The following is a 19,417-nucleotide window of genomic DNA, read 5'->3' as shown; positions in this document are numbered from 1 at the left end:
TGTTCTGGAGTTTTTTTTGTTTTCCGTGGCGCGGGCTCCCGCGCACCTCCTCACACCCCGCGGGGGGGGCCCAAGCACCCCCCCCGCCCCAGCGGCTTTTCCGTGCTGTCCGACTCCGTCAGGCGCGCTTCAGCTCGGCCGCGCCGAAGGAGACGCTGAAGCGCTCGCACCAGATGGTCACCGTGGAGAACTTGTTCAGGTCGGTGCCGGCGGGGATGGCGTAGTTCTGGTTGCCCTCGTTGCCCTTGAGGTCGCCGAGGTCGATGTGCTTGCCGTCGTCGAGATTGCTGCCACCGTCCTTCTTGACGGGCTGGTCGCTGAGCCACACGTGCAGGGCCGGACCGTCGGAGGTGCGCAGGTTCGTCAGGCGCAGATTCGCCTTCCCGTCGGCGAGCTGCTGGATCTCGACCGAGCCGCTGGTCTCGTGCTCGTGCGAGATGAACGCCCCGTTCGCCACCTGCTTGGCCGTACCCGCCTGTCGGCCGGCGGCCGCCGGAGGCGCCTCGTCCACGCGGTCCGTGGTGACCAGCTTCCAGGGCTGGAAGAGGTACAGCCCGACCGCTGCCACGACGACGAGGGCGGCGGTGGTGATCCAGAGGGCGTTGCGGCGCTTGCTACGGCACATGAGGGTTTCCGTTTCTTCTCGGGTGTTCGGGGGCGCGGAGGTGGCAGCGGCAACTGCCTCGGCGCCCTGGGCACTGGGTATTCAGAGACGGAAAGAGCGGCGAACGTTACAGATGAACGTCCGCCGCTCCGGTCCGTCTACGACGTTCAGCAGTTCTCGGCGTGCGCGTGCTCAGCAGGGGTGGTCGGGGAGCTCGTGACTGCGGGAGCGGCCACGCGGGCGCGGCGCAGCTCGTCGGCCTCGTCGCGGACGGCGTCGAGCCGGACTTCGAGCATGCCGACGCGCTCGCGGTAGCGCTCCAGCTCGGCCCGGACGAACTCGGCGTCGGCGACCTTGCCCGCGGCCTCCTCGCGGATCGTGGTGGTCTCCTGGGCGAACTTCTCGATCGCGGCGTCGAGCGCGGCCACGGCCATGTCGGCCGCCTCCTCGGCGAGCGTGGCGCGCTCCTCGGCGGCGAGGATGCGCTGCGCGGACGCGCGAGTGACCGTCTCGATGCGCGCCTCGGCCGCCGCGGAGTCGGTGATGATCGCCAACTCCTCGATGTAGGCCGGGAGATCGGCGGAGAGCTGCTTGATGAGCGCCACGACGGTGTCGCGGGACTGGGCTCCGTCACCACAGTCGGCCATCGCCAGGGAGGCCGCGGCCGCCATCGCCTCCATGGCCTCCTCCATCGAGCCGGTCTCACCGTGCACGGCTTCCGCCGGCGCCGGCGCCGGTGCCGGTGCCGGTGCCGGTGCCGGGGCGGGCTCGGACGCGTCGGCGGCGGGGGCGTGCCCGTGCTCCGGGGACACGACCTCGACCCCGGGTACGGAGGAACTGGGCCACGACTGCCCGGCGACCGGTGCCGCGTGAGCGGCTCCCTTCGCCTCCTCATTCGCCGCCCGCTTGGCCTCGGCCGCCGCGCGCTTGTCCTCCTTGCGCTGCTGCCGCTTGGCGCGGAACTTCCTGAATGCGCCGAGCGCGTTGTGGTCGGGGTGGTCGCAGTAGCGGGAGGCCGGTCCCTCCGCGCCGGGCGCCTTCGGCTCGGGCGCGTGGGTGCAGCCCGGGTAGGCGCAGGTGGGAATGGTCTCGACCATCTCAACAGTCATGATTCTCAGCCTTTCGTAGCTGATGTCAGTGGTGTTCGGGGTTCTCGAAGTCGAAGCGGCAGCCGGCGTCCCACTCCGACCGACTGGTTCAAGCCGATGGTGGGACCGCCGGAGCACGGAACGAGATACGAGGGGCCGAGACCGGCCTCTTCTTCAGCGTGCGGTTGAGGAACAGCGCACGCAGATCGTCATTGGTCATACCTGTCAGTGCCGCCAAACGGCCGGACGTTACAAGCGGGTTCGGCGGGAACGCGACCGGGCAGTTCAACCGGCCGGTGCGAGCTTTGCGGCAGGCGGACCCGACGCCGGCAGCGTCAGTCGAGGTCGGCTGCCGTCCGACGCTCGGACGGACGTGGCAGAAGGCGCGAGCGGCGGTGGGCGTGCCGAAGGCATCCCGCTTCCACGAGCTTCGTCACACCGGGCACACGCTCTCGATGCGGGCCGACGTCACGCTCAAGGACACGAGGGTGCGGAGGTGGTACCGCGGCACTGCAATTGGTCTGGACAACGACGAAGGCCCAGGTCTCTGACCTGGGCCTTCGTTCAAGAGCGGATGACGGGAATCGAACCCGCGCTATAAGCTTGGGAATCACTCGGTACCAGAGCCTCCATATGGCTTCTGACCTGCGAAAACAGGCGGGCCAGGTGTGATTCCGGGGATTCGCTTCCTCGCCTCTGATGTCCGTTGTTCACCGCTGCCACTGGCACGTTGTGGCACGGACTTCTCGATCTGCCTGCTGCGGCCGACCGCTGCGACGGGCCCGCCGACCGATGCCGGCAGTGGCGTACTCGCCTCAAGCCTGCTCTGGGGGCGTGCCGGATTCGGCGGCGCGGCGGTACTCGGCATTGATGCGCTGGGCCTCCTCGAGCTGGTCCTCGAGGATGATGATGCGGCAGGCGGCCTCGATCGGGGTGCCCTGGTCGACGAGTTCGCGCGCCCGGGCGGCGATGCGGAGCTGGTAGCGGGAGTAGCGGCGGTGGCCGCCCTCCGAACGCAGCGGAGTGATCAGGCGGGCTTCGCCGATGGCGCGGAGGAAGCCCTGGGTGGTGCCGATCATCTCGGCGGCTCGACCCATGGTGTAGGCGGGGTAGTCGTCGTCGTCGAGACGGTCGTACGAGTCGTCTGCTGTCATTTGCACCTCTCTGTGAAACGCATAGAGGGGCCCTGGTGCCAGTACTGGCACCAGGGCCCTGAAGGAACTACTACACCACTTGCCGGCCCTGATGAAGCGCCGGCCTTCTGTGTCCGCACACCCGGCCTGGTAGTCGCCGTCGGCGCGGGGATCGCAGCTGCTTGACCGAAGACCACCTCGCTATCGAAGTCCTGCGGTACCCGGACTCGAGACTTCCGTCCGGGCGATCCTCATGGCGTCGTGTTCCTCCGTTCTTTCCTCGCTGATCAACTTCTTGCCCTGCAGATACTGCGTACTGCTGGTGATGCTTACTGCTCAGCGACCTGAGGGAGCGCCGCTGCTGCCACGCCCTGGTGCGCGCGTCCGCAGCCCGACACCTTCACCAGGGGTACCGCCCTACTGCTCTCACGGGTGCCGCATCTGCCATGCCCGCGGTCCCGCTCTCGGAGGCCCCTGATCACTGCGGGCCGCCCGGTCCGGCCGCCAGTTTCGTCACCGTCCTGCGAAAGCCCTGGCTTCGAAACTCCACCGCCGCACCGTCCTGCTCACTGTGCGTACCTGTGCTGCTTGCCGGCAGTTCGTCTCTGCCAGCCCTGCTGTCTCTGCTGGTTACGAAAGAAAACATACCCCAACCACATCTCGATATCTACTGCAGTCAACATAGATTTTCGTGTCCCGGGTGATGGGGTAGTTGGCTCCTGGCGGGGAGTGCGAAGTGGTCGCGAAGGCGCAGCCGCCCCTGCACCTGCGCGCCCCCGGTTGTCTTTCCCACCCGGCAGGACGACTTGTGGACGGGGTGAGGTGCCCCCGTAGGATCGGGTTTCATGTCGAAGATTGACGAGCTGCTCGTTGACGTCGCCAGGCTGGTGGAGTCCGGGCAGAGCAACCAGATGTCCCTGACCGTCGTGACCGGGGGCGCTGTCATCACAGGTCGGCTGGCACCCGAAGCGGTGTGGCGGCAGCGGGTCTCGGAGGTCTTGGCGGACTCCGACCGGCTGGCCGAGTTCTCCGCCGTCTTCGCGACCGCGGCGGCGAAGGGCGCGCCGCCCACGCACCTGCACTTCCACCTGGCGCGGATCCTCCAGGGCACGGTGGGGATCCCGGAGACAGGCGGGATGTACCGCGTCTCGATCGCGGACATCAGCGCCTGGACCGTGGGCGACGTCAGCTACTCCGATCACTGACCCCGTCTCACTGCAGGAGACACCCGTGGATCACGGTCAGGCACTCGGAGCGCCGAGTGCCGCAGAGGCGTGCTGCACGGGATCGAGGCTGTGGGCGGGCGCGCTGCTCTGCGGGAGGCTGGGGCAGGTGAAGCCGAGTCTGGTCATGGCGCGGACGACTTCACGGGCTGTGAAGTCGCGGCGGTCCTGGCCCGTGATGACCTGGCCGACCTGCTTGACGGGATAGGCGCGGCGACCGATGATCACGGACTCGCCGGTGATCTCCTCGGGTTTGGCGCCCTTCATGGACTCCAGGACACCGCTCTTGGTGAGGTCGAAGGGGAAACGGGCGATGACACAGCGCACGATGCCTCACAGGGAGAGAGGAGAAGAGGTAAGACCGGCTCTGGTTTTGGGAGCGGTGGAGGAGGCGGACGGCCCGCGACCGGAGAGGTCGCGCAGCCGGAGCCGGTCCGTGTAGGCAGCGCTGTCCCGGACGGTGGTGAGCTGGGCCCCGGTCACCAGGCCGGTGCACTGATCGTCGTTGTCGCAGACGCGCAGGTGGCCGGTGCGGGCCCCGGCCATGACGGCCAAGGCCACTTCCACGGTCATGTCGTCGCAGACCTGCGGTGTGGCCGAGTCCATGGTGTCGGCCACCGTGGGGTGCGTCTGGGGGAAGTGTGTCGGACGGGACTGCATCTGGACTGGCGTCACAACGTGCCTCCTGAGGGGACGGGTCGGCTTCCCTGTCATGCGACGCTCAGGCAGCCGTGCCGACGGAACGCCGCCGTGCGGCGGCGCGCCGGGACGCCGGGACGGGACTGCGTCGGCCGCGAGAAGCAGTGCCGCGCTCGCGCTGCTCGGTGGGCGGCGCGGTGATCTTCACGGGAATGCCGGAGGGGGTGCGCGCGCCCGTGATCCGGGCGAGCGCGCCCTCGCCGGAGCGGACCTGGGTGGTCTCGGGCACGATGCCGGCGGCCGTCATGAGGCGTGCCATGGCGCGGCGCTGGTTGGCGGTGACCAGGGTGACGACGCTGCCTGACGCGCCGGCTCGCGCGGTACGGCCGCCGCGGTGCAGGTAGTCCTTGTGGTCGGTGGGCGGGTCCACGTTGACGACGAGGTCGAGCTGGTCGACGTGGATTCCGCGGGCCGCGACGTTCGTGGCGACCAGGACGGTGACGTGCCCGTTCTTGAACCAGGCCAGGGTACGGGCGCGCTGCGGCTGTGACTTCCCACCGTGCAGTGCCGCTGCCCGGACGCCGTGACCCAGCAGGTCCTCGGTGAGGCGGTCCACGGCGTGCTTGGTGTCCAAGAACATGATCACCCGGCCGTCCCGCGCCGCGATCTCGGTGGTCAGCCTCTGCTTGTCGGCGCCGTGCACGTGCAGGACGTGGTGCTTCATCGTCGTGACCGCGCCCTGGGAGGGGTCGACGGAGTGGACTACGGGGTCGGTCAGGTAGCCGCGGACCAGGCGGTCGACGTTGCGGTCCAGGGTCGCGGAGAACAGCATCCGCTGGCCCTCGGGCCGGACCTGGTTCAGCAGTGCGGTCACCTGGGGCATGAAGCCCATGTCGGCCATCTGGTCGGCCTCGTCCAGGACGGTGACGGCAACCTCGTCCAGTCGACAGTGGCCGCGGTCGATGAGGTCCTTGAGGCGCCCGGGAGTGGCCACGACGACTTCGACGCCGCTTCGCAGCGCGTTCGCCTGCCGGCCTATCGGCATTCCGCCGACGACGGTGGCCAGGCGCAGCTTCACGGCACACGCGTACGGGGTGAGGGCGTCCGTGACCTGCTGGGCGAGCTCCCGGGTCGGGACCAGGACAAGGGCCAGCGGCTGACGGGGCTTGGCGTGCTGCCCGGCCGTACGGGCGAGGAGGGCCAGGCCGAAGGCGAGCGTCTTGCCGGAACCTGTCCTGCCTCGGCCCAGCACGTCGCGGCCCGCCAGGGAGTTCGGCAGCGTCGCACCCTGGATGGGGAACGGGACGGACACACCCTGCGTGCTGAGCGTGGCCAGGAGGCGCTCGTCCAGGGGGAGGTCGGCGAAGTTCTCGACAGGAGGCAGCGCCGGGGTGATCGTCTTGGGCAGGGCGAACTCCCCCCGTACCGGGGCCGGGTGGTTGCCGCTTTCGCCCGACCGCCTCGTACCTCCCGTTCGGTTCGCGCCGAAGGAACCAGAACGACCGCCCCGACCCGCTTCGGCGGGAGCGTGGCCGCCCGTGCGGCGGGTGCGGGAGGGACGGCCGTTCGTGCGTGTGGGGTTCATTCAGAACCTTTCGTGATACGGCACGTACCGAGAAACTCCGACAACAGCTGAGAGGTGTCGGAATTGCGGGAACCAGCTGAATGGAATACGAGAGCCGGGCGGTTCGGGCCTGGGTGCAGAATCATTGACGGGGGAGCGCTGAAAACGGGCTGCGGTGATTCGAGTGTGCGCGGAAGCCCCGGGAAGTAAATGCAGCTGAGGCCCGCACCCCGAAGGATGCGGGCCCCAGCTGCGTATGACGCGTCAGAGTCAGGCGGGAACGATGTTCTCGGCCGTCGGGCCCTTCTGGCCCTGCGCGATGTCGAAGGAGACCTTCTGTCCCTCCTGAAGCTCGCGGAAGCCCTGGGCGGCGATGTTCGAGTAGTGGGCGAACACGTCAGGCCCGCCACTCTCCTGCTCGATGAAGCCGAAACCCTTTTCCGCGTTGAACCACTTCACGGTGCCAGCAGCCATGTCATATCTCCTTGGGGCAGTGCAGCGGAATCCGCACTTTGCGGACGCCGTGTCGCCGCGATGATTCCCCGCCCGGAAAATGACCGGAATGCAAAACGCTTCCGTGTGGCGTGAGGCCGCCGGGGCGCCTGAAATTTCGGGTACCAAAACTGCAACTGAATCGACAGTAGCACGCCGGTGCAGTCCGTGCGGGTTCAGTTTTTTGCTCCCGTGTGTCGCCGGTAAAAACTCTCCCTGGGGTGCTGGTTAAAATCTCTGCCCGCGAACCCAGATATCCGCACATTCATAATGCGGCGTTTCGGCCGTGTCTGACGGGGCACGGTGCCGGAGGGCAGGACGCGGTGGCGGAGGCGCCTCCCTGGGGCAAGGGGGCGGCTCGGCGGGGACGGCAGGCGGCATCTCCGCGGGCTCTGCGGCAGGAAGGCCGTGCGGCTGTCATCGGCCTCACGGCGGAGGCGAGTTCGGTCTCAGGCGGAGCCGCTCCGGACCCTGTGGCCGTTCGTCGGGAGCGCCCGCTCCGGCGGCGCGAGCCAACCCGGACAACGAAAAAGGCCCAGGTCGCCGACCTGGGCCTTCGTTCAAGAGCGGATGACGGGAATCGAACCCGCGCTATAAGCTTGGGAATCTATGGCACGTTGGGTGTCGAGGTAGTTCCTGACCTGCGCAAACAGGTGACCCGATGGCTCATTCCCGGGGTGCGCGAGGGACCCGTATCGACCGCTGTTCACCGGTCCGAAGGGCACGGATGGGGCACGGCGGGGAGCAGGTGGCTGCCGGCGTCGTCCACTGGTGCTGAGACAGGTTCTTGACGCGTTGGGGGTTCCGTCAAGGAGTCCGGGGTTTGCGGTCGCCACGCTGGCGGCAGTGTCCCCAGCCGCAGGTCCTACGCGTCGACCGCGGCCGGGGCGAGGGAGTCGACCTCCTCCATGAAGCTCAGCATCCGGGCGTTGACACGTGGGGGTGGTCGATCTGCGGCCCGTGGCCCGTCGCCGCGATGATCTCGGCGCGGGCCCCGGGGACGAGGCGCGGTACCCGTTCCAGCTGTCGCTTCGGGTGAGGAGCAGGCTGTGCTTGCCCCTGATGAGGTAGAGCGGGGTCCGGATGGATCGCAGTGCGTCCTTGGCCAGTGGTAGGGGTGCGGGGCGGCGGACCCGGTCGAGGCCGAGTGCGCCGAGGGCCTCGTCCGTCCACTGGGCCGCGCGCTCGGGCTGCCACATGGGTGCGCGGTGGATGCTGCGGCCGGCGTGTTGTGCCAGGCCGTAAAGGCACCGGGGGCGGGGCCCAGGAAGCGCCCTTGGCGGTGTGGCTCGCTGAGGCGTCGGTGTGGTGCGGTGTGAGCGGGCGAGCGCGGCGGAGAGGCGCAGTGCTGTGCGGGGTCAGGCAAGGGCGTGGGACACCTTGAGGACCAACACCACGTCGTCGCGGTAGTCCTCCTGGTACCAGATCATCACCGGTCCCTCCGCGAAGGTCTTGACCCCGGATGCGCTTTCGGTGATGTCGAAGGGCTGCCCGATGCGGCGGACGCCTACGGCGTCGGCGACGCGTTGGGCGAGGGCTTCTACCTGGTCGCGGTGCTCCTTCGGCATGTCGCCGACAACCCATTCCGCGCCGGGTTCGTACTCCCAGGTCCAGTCACTCACGTGGCCGCGGCCTCCGCCTCGGCGAGGATGCGCGCGAGTTCGCCGGCAGCGGCTCGGCGTTCGGCACGGTCGGGCGACTCGGCCACGATGCGTTCGCACTCGCGGAAGCGGGCAAGGAGTTCGGGGTTCCGGGCAACGGCGACCCATGACCACCAGTGCTCGACGAAGGCGCGGCCGGGCATGAGGCTGTACTCGGTTCGGGCCTGTGTCATGGCGGCTTGCCAGTGGTCATCGAACGTGGCGACGGCATCCGGGGCGAGCTGGGCGACAGCGATGCGCAGGGAGGCGGGGGTCTTGTCGGGCATGGGGAAGATCGGCCCGTCGGGTGTGCTCGGGGCTGTGGTCATGGCGTGGACTCCTTGTCCGGTGCTGCGCTGAGTGAGCGGTGCGGCGCGCCCGGTAGGGGGAGAAGCGGGTCAGGCGGCGGTGCGTGTGGTGCGGCCGCCGTAGCGCTGGTGTACGGCTTGGGGGGTGATCTCCAGGGCCTTTGCGACCTGGGTACGGATGCCGTAGACGTCGGTGGCCAGGGTCAGGCGGGCCAGGCGGTTCTCTTCCTCGGCGGCTTCCTCGGCTGCCTTGGCGGCTGCCTTGGCCTTGGCGTGGGCGGCCTTGAGGGCTTCGAGGAGTTCGGCGGGCGTGGTCGGAGTCGGGGGTGCGGTGGCGGCCATGGCTTCGACGGTATCAACCTGCCGCGATAAACGACAACGCCCCTTTTGATTTTCGCATGAGCTTGATAGTTTATCGCGTGCTTGGTAATTCTCGACCGCGGGCGGAGGGTCGGCCCCCTGCCCTGAGGGGCGGTGAAGACGTACCCTCGCCCAGTCTGCCGCTGACCCCTCGGGGAAGATCTGCCCACTGAAGCGCTCGACCTCGGGCGACGGGCCGGCGCCCGATCTGACGCGTTGTGAGGGTAGTTATGGCGCGCGAATGGCACGCGGCCTGAGGGGTCTAGGCAACAAGCAAGCCCCAGGTCGTTGACCTGGGGCTTTGTGTGGAGCGGATGACGGGAATCGAACCCGCGCCATAAGTTTGGGAATCACGCAGCACTTGAGGGGCTGCACCGCTGTGACCTGCGGGAACGTGATCTCGTGGCCTCGCGCCCGAAGTCGCTGGAAGGCCTCTGCTGACCGCTGTTCACCGCCTCTGCTGGCACGTTGTGGCACGGCCTCGCTGTGGGTGTCGGGCAATGAGGCTGCGGAAAGCCGACAGGTCCTTCATCCGGCCGCCGAGCCGGACTCCTTCTGAGCTGCCCGCTGGGAGCCGGCGGGTGCGGTTCCGTTGCGGAGGTGGCCGGGGGTGGTGCCCAGGCGCTTGCGCAGCATGGTGGTGAGGGTGGAGGCGTTCTCGTAGCCGACGCGGCGGGCCACGGTCTCGGTGGGGAGGTCCGTGGTGCGCAGCAGGTGGGTGGCCTGTTCGAGCCGGATGGTCTGGGCGAACCGCAGGGGTGAGACGCCCAGGACCTTGTCCACGGCGCGCTGGAGGGTCCGTTCGCTCGCGCCGACCGCTCGTGCCGCTTCGGACATTCGCAGGGGCTGGTCGAGGTGCGCGCGGACCCAGCTCTCGAAGGCGCTGACGGTGGGATCGGTTCGGGCGAGGTGGCTGGGAATGGAGTAACCGGCTTGGGTGGGGCGGTGGTCGACCACGAGGTAGCGGGCCGTGAGGTCGGCGAGGGCCGGGCTGGCCTGCCGTACCAGGGCGAGGGCGAGATCGAGGTGTGCCATGGCGGCTCCGGCCGTGGTCACTCCCGGGGCGTGGACCAGCATGTGGCTCTCGTCAAGGGCGACTTGGGGGTACGTCTGCCGGAAGGCCGGGGCCAGCCACCAGCTGGTGGTGGCGGTGAGCCCGTCCAGTACCCCTGCCTCGGCGAGGAGGAATGTACTCGTACAGGCCGCGGCCAGGGGGACGCCCTCGGCCCGGGCTAGCCGGAGCGCCTCGCGTTCGGGTTCGCGTTCCGGGGCGGCCACCCAGTCCAGCAGGGGTGCGGGCTGTTTGGGGCCGGCCCCGGGCACGATGAGGAGGTCGGGCCGCGGTCCGTCCCCGGCGGCCCGGGCTTCGACCACGTGCCCGGAGGCCGTATGGACGGCACCCCGCCCGCTGACGCGGGTCAGCTCCCAGTGCGGTGGGGGGTGGGGCAGTTCCTCCCGCAGTTCATTGGCCATCTGCAGGACGTCGAAGACCGTGGCCAGCCCGGAGTCGAAGAGGCCGTCCATGACCAGTACCGAAATCCTCATGTCGGAAACGGTAAAACATCCGGCGGATGCGCCACTGACTGGAGCCCCTCGGCCGCTCATACGGTGATCACATCGCACGGCGGCGCCAACACCCCACCGGGTCGCGCCGCACCCACCACGCACCGAGGAGCACACTCCATGACCGACATCCTTGTCCCCGAGACCACCCGCATCGGACTGCTCGCCCGCATCGAGGCCAAGCCGGAGTACGTCCGCGAGGTCGAGGAACTGCTCACCGGCGCCCTCGCCCTGGCCAGGGAAGAGGCCGGCACGACCCTCTGGTTCGCACTACGCCTCGGCCCCGCCACCTTCGGCATCTTCGACACTTTCGCCACCGAGGAGAACCGCCAAGCACACCTCCAGGGCAAGATCGCGGCGGCACTCATGGAGAACGTCCCCAAGCTGCTCGCCGAGGATCCCGAAATCCTGCCCGTCGAGGTCTTGGCCGCGAAGCTCTCCTAACCCGTCGATCTGGCCCTTCCGACTGGGAGGAGAGAACCGAAACCGCATGAGCACCGCGCCCCAGCCGTCCGCCCGGCCCGAGGCAATCCGCGCCACCCTCGCTCAGATCGCCCGGCGTTGACGCCGCTGCCGAAGTTGCTGTCGTTGTCGGCCTGCGCCGGAGCGGCCATGCCGATGACGGTGAGCGGCAGGGCGACCGCTCCTCGGGAACCGCGGGCTGGACCGCCCACCCGAAGCGCTGCCCGGCAGTCCCGGCCTGGTCGAAGGAGAACTCGTCGACCAGGCGGACCGGGACTAGACAACAAACAAGCCCCAGGTCGTTGACCTGGGGCTTTGTCGTGGAGCGGATGACGGGAATCGAACCCGCGCTATAAGCTTGGGAAGCTCATGTTCTACCATTAAACTACATCCGCAGGTCGCTCCAGGTGACTGGAGCGGTACCGTTGCACACTCTACCCCATGATCGACCCCCGGTGAATCGTCCGCGGGGTCGTCGTTGTTTGTGCGCTGCATCGACGGTCGTCTGTGCGGGAGTTGGGGCGTAACGTACCGGTGCGGCGGGCCGCGGGAGTGGCGGCTGGAGCAGGTTCCGAACATCCCTTAATGTGGCGATTCGTCGCAGTACGGCAGGTTGGGGAAAGGGCCTCGATGGAGAACACCGTCGTCCGTTGTGCCGAAGGGCATGTGTTCAGTACCGCTTCGTTTCCGCTGCAGCACCTCGGTGCCGGCCGGATCGGCCCGGGCCGGCTGCTGCGGTGCCCGCGGTGCGCGCGCCTGAGGCACGCCGTCCCCGTGGGGGATGCCGGCAAGCGGTAGGCGGCCGGGCGCGCGGGCGCCAGCTCTCGATTGGGGGTGGCTCGCGCGCTCTGCGTATCCTCGGGACGTGCTTCTCTCTGACAAAGACATCCGGGCCGAGATCGACAGCGGACGGGTGCGCATCGACCCGTTCGACGAGTCGATGGTGCAGCCCTCCAGCATCGACGTGCGTCTCGACCGCTACTTCCGGGTGTTCGAGAACCACCGCTACGCCCACATCGACCCCGCGATCGAGCAGCCGGACCTGACCCGGATGGTCGAGCCGGAGGGCGACGAGGCGTTCATCCTGCATCCCGGCGAGTTCGTGCTCGCATCGACGTACGAGGTCATCTCGCTGCCCGACGACATCGCCTCCAGGCTGGAGGGGAAGTCCAGCCTGGGCCGCCTCGGCCTGGTGACGCACTCCACCGCCGGGTTCATCGACCCCGGTTTCTCCGGCCACGTCACCCTCGAGCTGTCGAACCTCGCCACCCTCCCGATCAAGCTGTGGCCCGGCATGAAGATCGGGCAGCTGTGCATGTTCCGGCTCAGCTCGCCCGCCGAGTTCCCGTACGGGAGCGAGCGGTACGGGTCGCGGTACCAGGGCCAGCGCGGCCCGACGGCGTCGCGCTCCTTCCAGAACTTCCACCGTACCCAGGTGAGGCACGAGGCATGAGCAACGTACGCGAATCCCTGAACTACGAGGGCTTCGGCCGCGCCGTCCGAGAGCTGGCGACCACCATCGCCGAGGACGGCTACGAGCCCGACATCATCCTGAGCATCGCCCGCGGCGGCGTCTTCGTCGCCGGCGGGCTGGCGTACGCGCTCGACTGCAAGAACATCCACCTCGTGAACGTGGAGTTCTACACCGGCGTGGGCACCACGCTGGAGATGCCGGTCATGCTGGCGCCGGTCCCGGACGCGATCGACTTCTCCGACAAGAAGGTCCTGATCGCCGACGACGTCGCCGACACCGGCAAGACGCTGAAGCTCGTCCACGACTTCTGCGTCGGGACCGTCGCCGACGTCCGCTCCGCGGTCATCTACGAGAAGTCGCACTCCCTCGTGAAGTGCGAGTACGTGTGGAAGCGCACCGACGACTGGATCGAGTTCCCGTGGTCGGTCGAGCCGCCCGTCGTCAAGCGCGAGGGCCAGATCCTCGACGCCTGACCGTCGCGGGCCCGTCCCGCCGCCCACACCCGCCGCCGCGGGCCGCCAGTACACCGCCGGGCGCGCGGCGGCGGCATGTCCGCCTCCGCCGGCAGGCCGCCCGCGGGCGTCCCCTTCGTCGGAGCCCGGCGAACGAGCCCCGGGAAGCGCGGAGGGGCCCGGCGCGCGGTGTGCGCGCCGGACCCCTCCGTGTGTCGTCGGCCGGGCGGGAAGTCGGATCGGCTACAGGGTGCCCAGCTTGATCAGCGACAGGAGTGCGATCAGCTGGATCGCCGACGCGCCCAGCGCCTTCGGCCAGGGCAGGTCGTGCGACTTGCTGACCAGCGAGGTGAACAGCGCGCCCGCCGCCACCCACGTGGCCCAGCCCAGCACCTGGACGAACATGTTGTCGCCGCCGAGGAACATGGCGAAGACCAGGCGCGGTGCGTCCGTGAGCGACATCACCAGCATGGACAGGCCGATGGTCGGCTGCCAGGAGCCCTCTCCGCCCAGCTGGCGGGCCAGGGTGTGCGTGACGGCACCGAGGATCAGGCCGCAGATGACGAAGGCCACACCGGCGCTGAGGACGATCGGGACCGCGTTGGCGAGGGTGGCCTTGATGACGTCCTTGCGGGCCTCGTCGAAGCCGAAGACCGCGAGCAGCCCGTACAGGAACGTCACGATCAGCGCGGGACCCCAGACCGGGTAGTCGCGCATCTGGAGGAACGTCGGCCCGGGCCGCAGCACGATGCCCTTGAGCAGGTCCTTCCACGGCAGCCGCGGACCGGCCGGCGCCATCGCGCCGCCGCCGCTGCCACCGGCGTCGCCCGCCTGGTAGGTCCCGGGCGGGCCGTACGGGTCCTCCCCGTAGGCGAAGACCTGGGTGTGCCCGGGATTGTCGTTCGCGTACGAGCCGCCGTGGCCTCCGTTGCCGTACGGGGGCTGCTGCGGCTGCGCCGGGTGCGGCGGCTGCGGGTGCCCGTACGGGTCGAAGTACTCCGGCTCGCCATGGCCTCCGGCGGTGGTGGCCTGCTGCGGCCACTGCTGCTGGGGAGGGTAGGGCTGCCCACCGTACGGCGCCTGCTGCGGTTGCTGCTGACCGTACGGCTGCTGCCGCGGGGGTTGTTGAGGCGCGCGGTTGTCGTCCCGGCCGCGTCCGATCCTGAATCCAGCCACGTGATCGAACGTACCTGGTCCGGCGGGCAAGGGTGACCGGGCCGCCGGAATCGCCACGCTTTGCGGCTGAGCTGTGACATCCACTAGGGGAACCCCCGGGGGCGTCCCCACCCCTGCGGGCGCTCGGTCGCCACGCTCGGCCGACATGGTGTGAGGTTCCCCATATGGCGTTCGAGCGGTGGGCACAGCGCGTCCGCTGCCTCGTGTCCGCCGCGGCAGGCCACTCTGACCTGTGCTTTCATCGCGAAACCCCTTTCCAGCTGCCGTAGCCCCCGCGCACAGTTGATCCCCGGCTCGGTGGGGGGTGTCGAGGCGGCGGCAAGTTCCGCCGGCGTGAGGTCCGTTGAGGTCGTACGGGCCCGACGGCCGGACATCCGGCGTGGGAGCCGCTGGTTCGCTGCCCTGAATGCCGCAGTGGCCGGCCCCCTGAGCGGGGGCCGGCCACTGCGGCTCGTTCTCCTGCGGAGCGTGGGTCGCGTCCGCTGTGGGGCTACTTGGCGCTGTCGGCCTTGTCCCCGTCCTCGACCGATTCGGCCTCGGCCTCCGCCTTGGGCTCCGCCTCGGGCTCGGCCTTGGGCTCGGCCTTGGGCTCGGGCTCGGGCTCCACGACCGCCTCGGCCTTGGCCTCCGTCGCGTCGGCCTTGGCTTCCGCGGCTTCGGTCTTCGCCCCCGCCTCGGCCTGCGTGGCTTCCGCCTTGGCCTCCGTCGCGTCGGCTTCGGCTTCCGCGGCTTCGGTCTTCGCCTCCGCCTCGGCCTCCGTCGCGTCCGCCTTCGCCTTGGCCGCAGCGGCTTCCGCGTCCGCCTCGGCCTTGGCCGCGGCAGCCTCCGCTTCGACCTCGGCCTTCGCCGCGGCGTCCGCTTCCGCCTTCGCCTTGGCTTCTGCCTCCGCCTTCGCCTTCGCCTCGGCTTCCGCCTTGGCCTTCGCTTCCGCGGCAGCCGCGGCGGCCTTCGCCTCGGCCTCGGCCTCCGCCGCAGCGGCGGCGGCCTCGGCGGCCAGTTCGGCCTCCGTCGGCGCCGGGGCCTTCACCGACTCCAGGAGCAGCTGGGCCACGTCCACGACCTGGACGGACTCCTTGGCCTGGCCCTCGTTCTTCTTGCCGTTCACCGAGTCGGTCAGCATCACCAGGCAGAACGGGCAGGCGGTGGAGACGATGTCCGGGTTGAGGGACAGGGCCTCGTCGACGCGCTCGTTGTTGATGCGCTTGCCGATCCGCTCTTCCATCCACATGCGCGCGCCACCGGCGCCGCAGCAGAAGCCCCGCTCCTTGTGGCGGTGCATCTCCTGCTGGCGCAGGCCCGGGACGGCGGACATGATCTCGCGCGGCGGCGTGTAGACCTTGTTGTGGCGGCCCAGGTAGCAGGGGTCGTGGTACGTGATCAGGCCGTCCACCGGGGTCACCGGAACCAGCTTGCCCTCGTCGATGAGGTGCTGGAGCAGCTGGGTGTGGTGGATGACCTCGTACTCGCCGCCGAGCTGCGGGTACTCGTTCGCGATGGTGTTGAAGCAGTGCGGGCAGGTCGAGACGATCTTCTTCGCCGACTTCGGCTTCTTCGTCGACTCGTCCTCGTCGTCCTCGCCGAACGCCATGTTCAGCATCGCGACGTTCTCCTGGCCCAGCTGCTGGAACAGCGGCTCGTTGCCCAGGCGACGCGGCGAGTCACCGGTGCACTTCTCCTCGCCGCCCATGATCGCGAACTTGACGCCCGCCATGTGCAGCAGCTCGGCGAAGGCCTTGGTGGTCTTCTTGGCCCGGTCCTCCAGGGCGCCGGCGCAGCCGACCCAGTACAGGTAGTCGACCTCGGTGAGGTCCTCGACGTCCTTGCCGACGATCGGGACCTCGAAGTCGACCTCCTTGGTCCACTCCACGCGCTGCTTCTTGGCCAGACCCCAGGGGTTGCCCTTCTTCTCCAGGTTCTTGAGCATCGTGCCCGCCTCCGAGGGGAACGCGCTCTCGATCATCACCTGGTAGCGGCGCATGTCGACGATGTGGTCGATGTGCTCGATGTCGACCGGGCACTGCTCCACGCACGCACCGCAGGTCGTGCAGGACCACAGCACGTCCGGGTCGATGACGCCGTTCTCCTCGACCGTGCCGATCAGCGGGCGCTCCGCCTCCGCCAGAGCGGCCGCCGGAACACCGGCCAGCTGCTCCGCGGACGCCTTCTCCTCGCCCTCCATGGTCTTGCCGCCGCCGGCCAGCAGGTACGGGGCCTTGGCGTGCGCATGGTCGCGCAGCGACATGATCAGGAGCTTCGGGGAGAGCGGCTTGCCCGTGTTCCAGGCGGGGCACTGCGACTGGCAGCGGCCGCACTCGGTGCAGGTGGAGAAGTCGAGGATGCCCTTCCAGGAGAACTGCTCGACCTGGGAGACACCGAAGACGTCGTCCTCGCCCGGGTCCTCGAAGTCGATCTCCTTGCCGCCCGAGGTCATCGGCTGGAGCGCGCCCAGGGCGCTGTCGCCGTCCGCGTTGCGCTTGAACCAGATGTTCGGGAAGCCGAGGAAGCGGTGCCAGGCGACACCCATGTTGGTGTTCAGCGAAACGGTGATCATCCAGATCAGCGAGGTGCCGATCTTGATCATCGCGGTGAAGTAGATGGCGTTCTGCAGGGCCGGCAGCGACAGGCCCTTGAAGGCCAGCACCAGCGGGTACGAAATGAAGTACGCCGGCTCGTACGAGTCGACGTGGTGGATCGCGCCCTCGAGGCCGCGCAGGGCCAGGATCGCCAGGCCGATGGTGAGGATGACGTACTCGACGAAGTACGCCTGCCAGGCCTTGGAGCCCGCGAAACGCGACTTGCGGCCGGCCCGCGACGGCAGCGACATCAGGCGGATCGCCATCAGCACGACGATGCCGAGGACGGTCATCAGGCCGATGAACTCGATGTACAGCTCGAACGGCAGGAAGCCGCCGAGGACCGGCAGCGTCCAGTCGGCCCGGAAGAGCTGGCCGTACGCCTGCGCCAGCGTCGGGGGCAGCGTCAGGAAGCCGATCGCGACGAACCAGTGCGCGAAGCCGACGATGCCCCAGCGGTTCATCCGGCTGTGCCCGAGGAACTCCCGGACCAGGGTGATCGTTCGGGCCTTCGGGTCGTCCGTGCGGCTGCCGGCCGGTACGGGCTGTCCGAGCTTCACGAACCGGTAGATCTGCGCCACGGCTCGGGCGAGCAGCGCGACGCCGACCACGGTCAGGACCAGCGACACGATGATCGCGGCGAGTTGCATGGGAGGGCTCCTCGGGCGGGACTTACTAAGCGGTAACTTATTGAGTCAAGGCTTGAGGTTACCCATTCTCCGCGCCGCAATGTAGGTGAGCGTGCGGTGATCTGTGTCGCTCAGGCATGCCTGTGTTTACGGGCCGCCCGAGGGGTCTGCGCCAGGATTGCGAGATCCATCCCCAGCCAATGGCTCTCCACATAGTGCCGGTCCAGCAGCGCCATCTCCTCCCAGGGGAGGTCAGAGCGTGCGCTCACCTGCCACAGACCGGTCATTCCGGGGCGAACCAGCAGCCGGTCCGGCCGGTCGGTACGCGCTTCGGGGCGCGGCCCGACCAGCGACATCTGCCCCCGCAGCACGTTCAGCAGTTGCGGCATCCCGTCGAGGGTGCAGCGGCGCACCGCCCGGCCGATCGGGCCGGCCCCGTCCGTGCGCAGTCGCCAGGTGCGGAACGGGCGGCCGCCCAGCCCGGCCGCCGGCCCGCGGGCGAGGACCCGGCCGCCGCCCCGGGCCGCGTACAGCAGGGCGGCGGCGATGAGCAGCGGCACCAGGAAGGCGCACAGGAGCACGGACGCCCCGAGGAGGTCGACCGCCCGCTTCGCCGGGTAGGCGGGGAGCCGCGGGAGGCGGAGCGGGGAGGGCCTGCGTGCGGGGCGCCGGACCGGGGGGAGCGCGAGCGGCGGCAGCGGCATGCAGGCACCGTGCCCTGCCCCCCGTGGAGGTTCCCGGACGCCGCGCAGCGCAGGCGGCGAGCATCGCCCACTCGGCCCCGTCCTGCCCGGGGGCCGCGTGCGCATCGGCCGGAGGTACGGCACCCGAATGAGCGTAAGACCGGGATAAAAGTTGAGTCGACTCCACTCACCTCTGTTGACGCGGGGCGAGGCGTCGGGCACTCTTGAGCCTGTTCCACTCAAGTCAGCTGGAGGAATTGAAATGGCACGTGCGGTCGGCATCGACCTGGGCACCACTAACTCCGTCGTCAGCGTTCTCGAAGGCGGCGAGCCCACCGTCATCACCAACGCCGAGGGCGCCAGGACCACGCCGTCCGTCGTCGCCTTCGCCAAGAACGGCGAGGTCCTCGTCGGCGAGGTCGCCAAGCGCCAGGCGGTCACCAACGTCGACCGCACCATCCGCTCGGTGAAGCGCCACATGGGCACCGACTGGAAGATCAACCTGGACGGCAAGGACTTCAACCCGCAGCAGATGAGCGCCTTCATCCTGCAGAAGCTGAAGCGCGACGCCGAGGCCTACCTGGGCGAGAAGGTCACCGACGCGGTCATCACCGTCCCGGCGTACTTCAACGACTCCGAGCGCCAGGCCACCAAGGAGGCCGGCGAGATCGCGGGCCTGAACGTCCTGCGCATCGTCAACGAGCCGACCGCCGCCGCCCTGGCCTACGGCCTGGACAAGGACGACCAGACCATCCTCGTCTTCGACCTCGGTGGCGGCACCTTCGACGTGTCGCTCCTGGAGATCGGCGACGGCGTCGTCGAGGTCAAGGCCACCAACGGTGACAACCACCTCGGCGGTGACGACTGGGACCAGCGCGTCGTCGACTACCTGGTGAAGCAGTTCGTGGGCGGCCACGGCGTCGACCTGTCCAAGGACAAGATGGCGCTCCAGCGTCTGCGCGAGGCCGCCGAGAAGGCGAAGATCGAGCTGTCCTCCTCCACGGAGACCACGATCAACCTGCCCTACATCACGGCCTCCGCCGAGGGCCCGCTGCACCTGGACGAGAAGCTCACCCGCGCCCAGTTCCAGCAGCTGACCTCGGACCTGCTGGACCGCTGCAAGGTGCCGTTCCACAACGTGATCAAGGACGCGGGCATCGCGCTCTCCGACATCGACCACGTGGTCCTCGTCGGCGGATCCACCCGCATGCCGGCCGTCGCCGAGCTCGTCAAGGAGCTGACCGGTGGCAAGGAGGCCAACAAGGGCGTGAACCCGGACGAGGTCGTCGCCATCGGCGCCACCCTCCAGGCCGGTGTCCTCAAGGGTGAGGTCAAGGACGTCCTGCTCCTCGAC

The 19,417-nt window shown here is 69.1% G+C and carries 18 protein-coding genes, 1 tRNA gene and 2 pseudogenes; 5 read left to right on the top strand and 16 right to left on the bottom strand.

Annotation, left to right across the window (positions count from 1 at the left end):
- Positions 1 to 118: 118 nt before the first annotated feature.
- The 3 genes from ACFVGY_RS21625 to ACFVGY_RS21615 form a co-directional block, all read right to left on the bottom strand.
- Positions 119 to 625, bottom strand: coding sequence for a DM13 domain-containing protein (locus ACFVGY_RS21625; RefSeq protein ID WP_385679743.1), 507 nt, complete (start codon positions 623 to 625; stop codon positions 119 to 121).
- Between the two features lie 146 nt (positions 626 to 771).
- Positions 772 to 1,713, bottom strand: coding sequence for a hypothetical protein (locus ACFVGY_RS21620; protein WP_385679741.1), 942 nt, complete (start codon positions 1,711 to 1,713; stop codon positions 772 to 774).
- 794 nt (positions 1,714 to 2,507) lie between these two features.
- A complete protein-coding gene (locus tag ACFVGY_RS21615; RefSeq protein ID WP_361102389.1) occupies positions 2,508 to 2,846 on the bottom strand; it encodes a MerR family transcriptional regulator in 339 nt (112 codons plus the stop codon).
- Positions 2,847 to 3,670: 824 nt separating this feature from the next.
- Here ACFVGY_RS21615 and ACFVGY_RS21610 point away from each other — a divergent pair.
- Positions 3,671 to 4,030 (top strand): hypothetical protein, encoded by a 360-nt coding sequence (locus ACFVGY_RS21610; RefSeq protein ID WP_385679739.1) that lies wholly within the window; start codon positions 3,671 to 3,673, stop codon positions 4,028 to 4,030.
- 36 nt (positions 4,031 to 4,066) lie between these two features.
- On the opposite strand, the gene ACFVGY_RS21605 is transcribed toward ACFVGY_RS21610, so the two are convergent.
- From ACFVGY_RS21605 to ACFVGY_RS21565, 9 genes and pseudogenes are all read right to left on the bottom strand, one after another.
- Positions 4,067 to 4,375 (bottom strand): SCO5918 family protein, encoded by a 309-nt coding sequence (locus ACFVGY_RS21605; protein WP_385679737.1) that lies wholly within the window; start codon positions 4,373 to 4,375, stop codon positions 4,067 to 4,069.
- Positions 4,376 to 4,381: 6 nt separating this feature from the next.
- Entirely contained in the window at positions 4,382 to 4,723 is a 342-nt protein-coding gene (locus ACFVGY_RS21600) for a CBS domain-containing protein (protein WP_385679735.1), read from the bottom strand.
- Positions 4,724 to 4,769: 46 nt separating this feature from the next.
- On the bottom strand, positions 4,770 to 6,272 hold the full coding sequence (locus ACFVGY_RS21595; RefSeq protein ID WP_385679733.1) for a DEAD/DEAH box helicase: 1,503 nt from the start codon (positions 6,270 to 6,272) through the stop codon (positions 4,770 to 4,772).
- A 249-nt stretch (positions 6,273 to 6,521) separates the two neighbouring features.
- On the bottom strand, positions 6,522 to 6,725 hold the full coding sequence (locus ACFVGY_RS21590) for a cold-shock protein (protein ID WP_361097031.1): 204 nt from the start codon (positions 6,723 to 6,725) through the stop codon (positions 6,522 to 6,524).
- An 883-nt stretch (positions 6,726 to 7,608) separates the two neighbouring features.
- Positions 7,609 to 8,017 (bottom strand): annotated as a pseudogene (locus ACFVGY_RS21585) (alpha/beta fold hydrolase); the annotation flags it as partial.
- Positions 8,018 to 8,101: 84 nt separating this feature from the next.
- Positions 8,102 to 8,365, bottom strand: coding sequence for a hypothetical protein (locus ACFVGY_RS21580; protein WP_385679731.1), 264 nt, complete (start codon positions 8,363 to 8,365; stop codon positions 8,102 to 8,104).
- The gene (locus ACFVGY_RS21575; RefSeq protein WP_385679729.1) at positions 8,362 to 8,712 is read right to left on the bottom strand and encodes a DUF6247 family protein; all 351 of its coding nucleotides are present in this window, start codon (positions 8,710 to 8,712) and stop codon (positions 8,362 to 8,364) included. The genes ACFVGY_RS21580 and ACFVGY_RS21575 overlap by 4 nt, the downstream gene beginning before the upstream one ends.
- A gap of 69 nt (positions 8,713 to 8,781) precedes the next feature.
- Positions 8,782 to 9,033, bottom strand: a complete 252-nt coding sequence (locus ACFVGY_RS21570; RefSeq protein ID WP_385679727.1) for a hypothetical protein — start codon at positions 9,031 to 9,033, stop codon at positions 8,782 to 8,784.
- Positions 9,034 to 9,579: 546 nt separating this feature from the next.
- Complete coding sequence (locus tag ACFVGY_RS21565) at positions 9,580 to 10,596, bottom strand: GlxA family transcriptional regulator (RefSeq protein WP_385679725.1); 1,017 nt, start codon at positions 10,594 to 10,596, stop codon at positions 9,580 to 9,582.
- Between the two features lie 138 nt (positions 10,597 to 10,734).
- Between ACFVGY_RS21565 and ACFVGY_RS21560 the strand changes: the two genes are divergently transcribed.
- Positions 10,735 to 11,058 (top strand): putative quinol monooxygenase, encoded by a 324-nt coding sequence (locus ACFVGY_RS21560; protein WP_385679724.1) that lies wholly within the window; start codon positions 10,735 to 10,737, stop codon positions 11,056 to 11,058.
- 339 nt (positions 11,059 to 11,397) lie between these two features.
- Here the strand turns inward: ACFVGY_RS21560 and ACFVGY_RS21555 are convergent.
- Positions 11,398 to 11,471 (bottom strand) — tRNA-Gly (locus ACFVGY_RS21555).
- A 470-nt stretch (positions 11,472 to 11,941) separates the two neighbouring features.
- Here ACFVGY_RS21555 and dcd point away from each other — a divergent pair.
- Positions 11,942 to 12,529: a dCTP deaminase gene (dcd, locus tag ACFVGY_RS21550; protein ID WP_179172804.1), complete on the top strand. Its 588-nt coding sequence runs from the start codon at positions 11,942 to 11,944 to the stop codon at positions 12,527 to 12,529.
- Positions 12,526 to 13,023, top strand: a complete 498-nt coding sequence (locus ACFVGY_RS21545) for a phosphoribosyltransferase (RefSeq protein ID WP_179172805.1) — start codon at positions 12,526 to 12,528, stop codon at positions 13,021 to 13,023. The genes dcd and ACFVGY_RS21545 overlap by 4 nt, the downstream gene beginning before the upstream one ends.
- 222 nt (positions 13,024 to 13,245) lie before the next feature.
- On the opposite strand, the gene ACFVGY_RS21540 is transcribed toward ACFVGY_RS21545, so the two are convergent.
- From ACFVGY_RS21540 to ACFVGY_RS21530, 3 genes and pseudogenes are all read right to left on the bottom strand, one after another.
- Complete coding sequence (locus ACFVGY_RS21540) at positions 13,246 to 14,178, bottom strand: Yip1 family protein (RefSeq protein ID WP_385679722.1); 933 nt, start codon at positions 14,176 to 14,178, stop codon at positions 13,246 to 13,248.
- Positions 14,179 to 15,193: 1,015 nt separating this feature from the next.
- Positions 15,194 to 17,401 (bottom strand): annotated as a pseudogene (locus tag ACFVGY_RS21535) (heterodisulfide reductase-related iron-sulfur binding cluster); the annotation flags it as partial.
- A gap of 110 nt (positions 17,402 to 17,511) precedes the next feature.
- Positions 17,512 to 18,084, bottom strand: a complete 573-nt coding sequence (locus tag ACFVGY_RS21530) for a sugar transferase (RefSeq protein WP_385679720.1) — start codon at positions 18,082 to 18,084, stop codon at positions 17,512 to 17,514.
- Positions 18,085 to 18,325: 241 nt separating this feature from the next.
- Here ACFVGY_RS21530 and ACFVGY_RS21525 point away from each other — a divergent pair.
- The coding region (locus ACFVGY_RS21525) for an Hsp70 family protein (RefSeq protein ID WP_385679718.1) at positions 18,326 to 19,417 on the top strand (1,092 nt) is incomplete at its 3' end.

The organism is Streptomyces sp. NPDC127106, assembly GCF_042677605.1.
Classification (GTDB): Bacteria; Actinomycetota; Actinomycetes; order Streptomycetales; family Streptomycetaceae; genus Streptomyces.
This window is presented reverse-complemented; position numbering and strand designations above follow the sequence as displayed.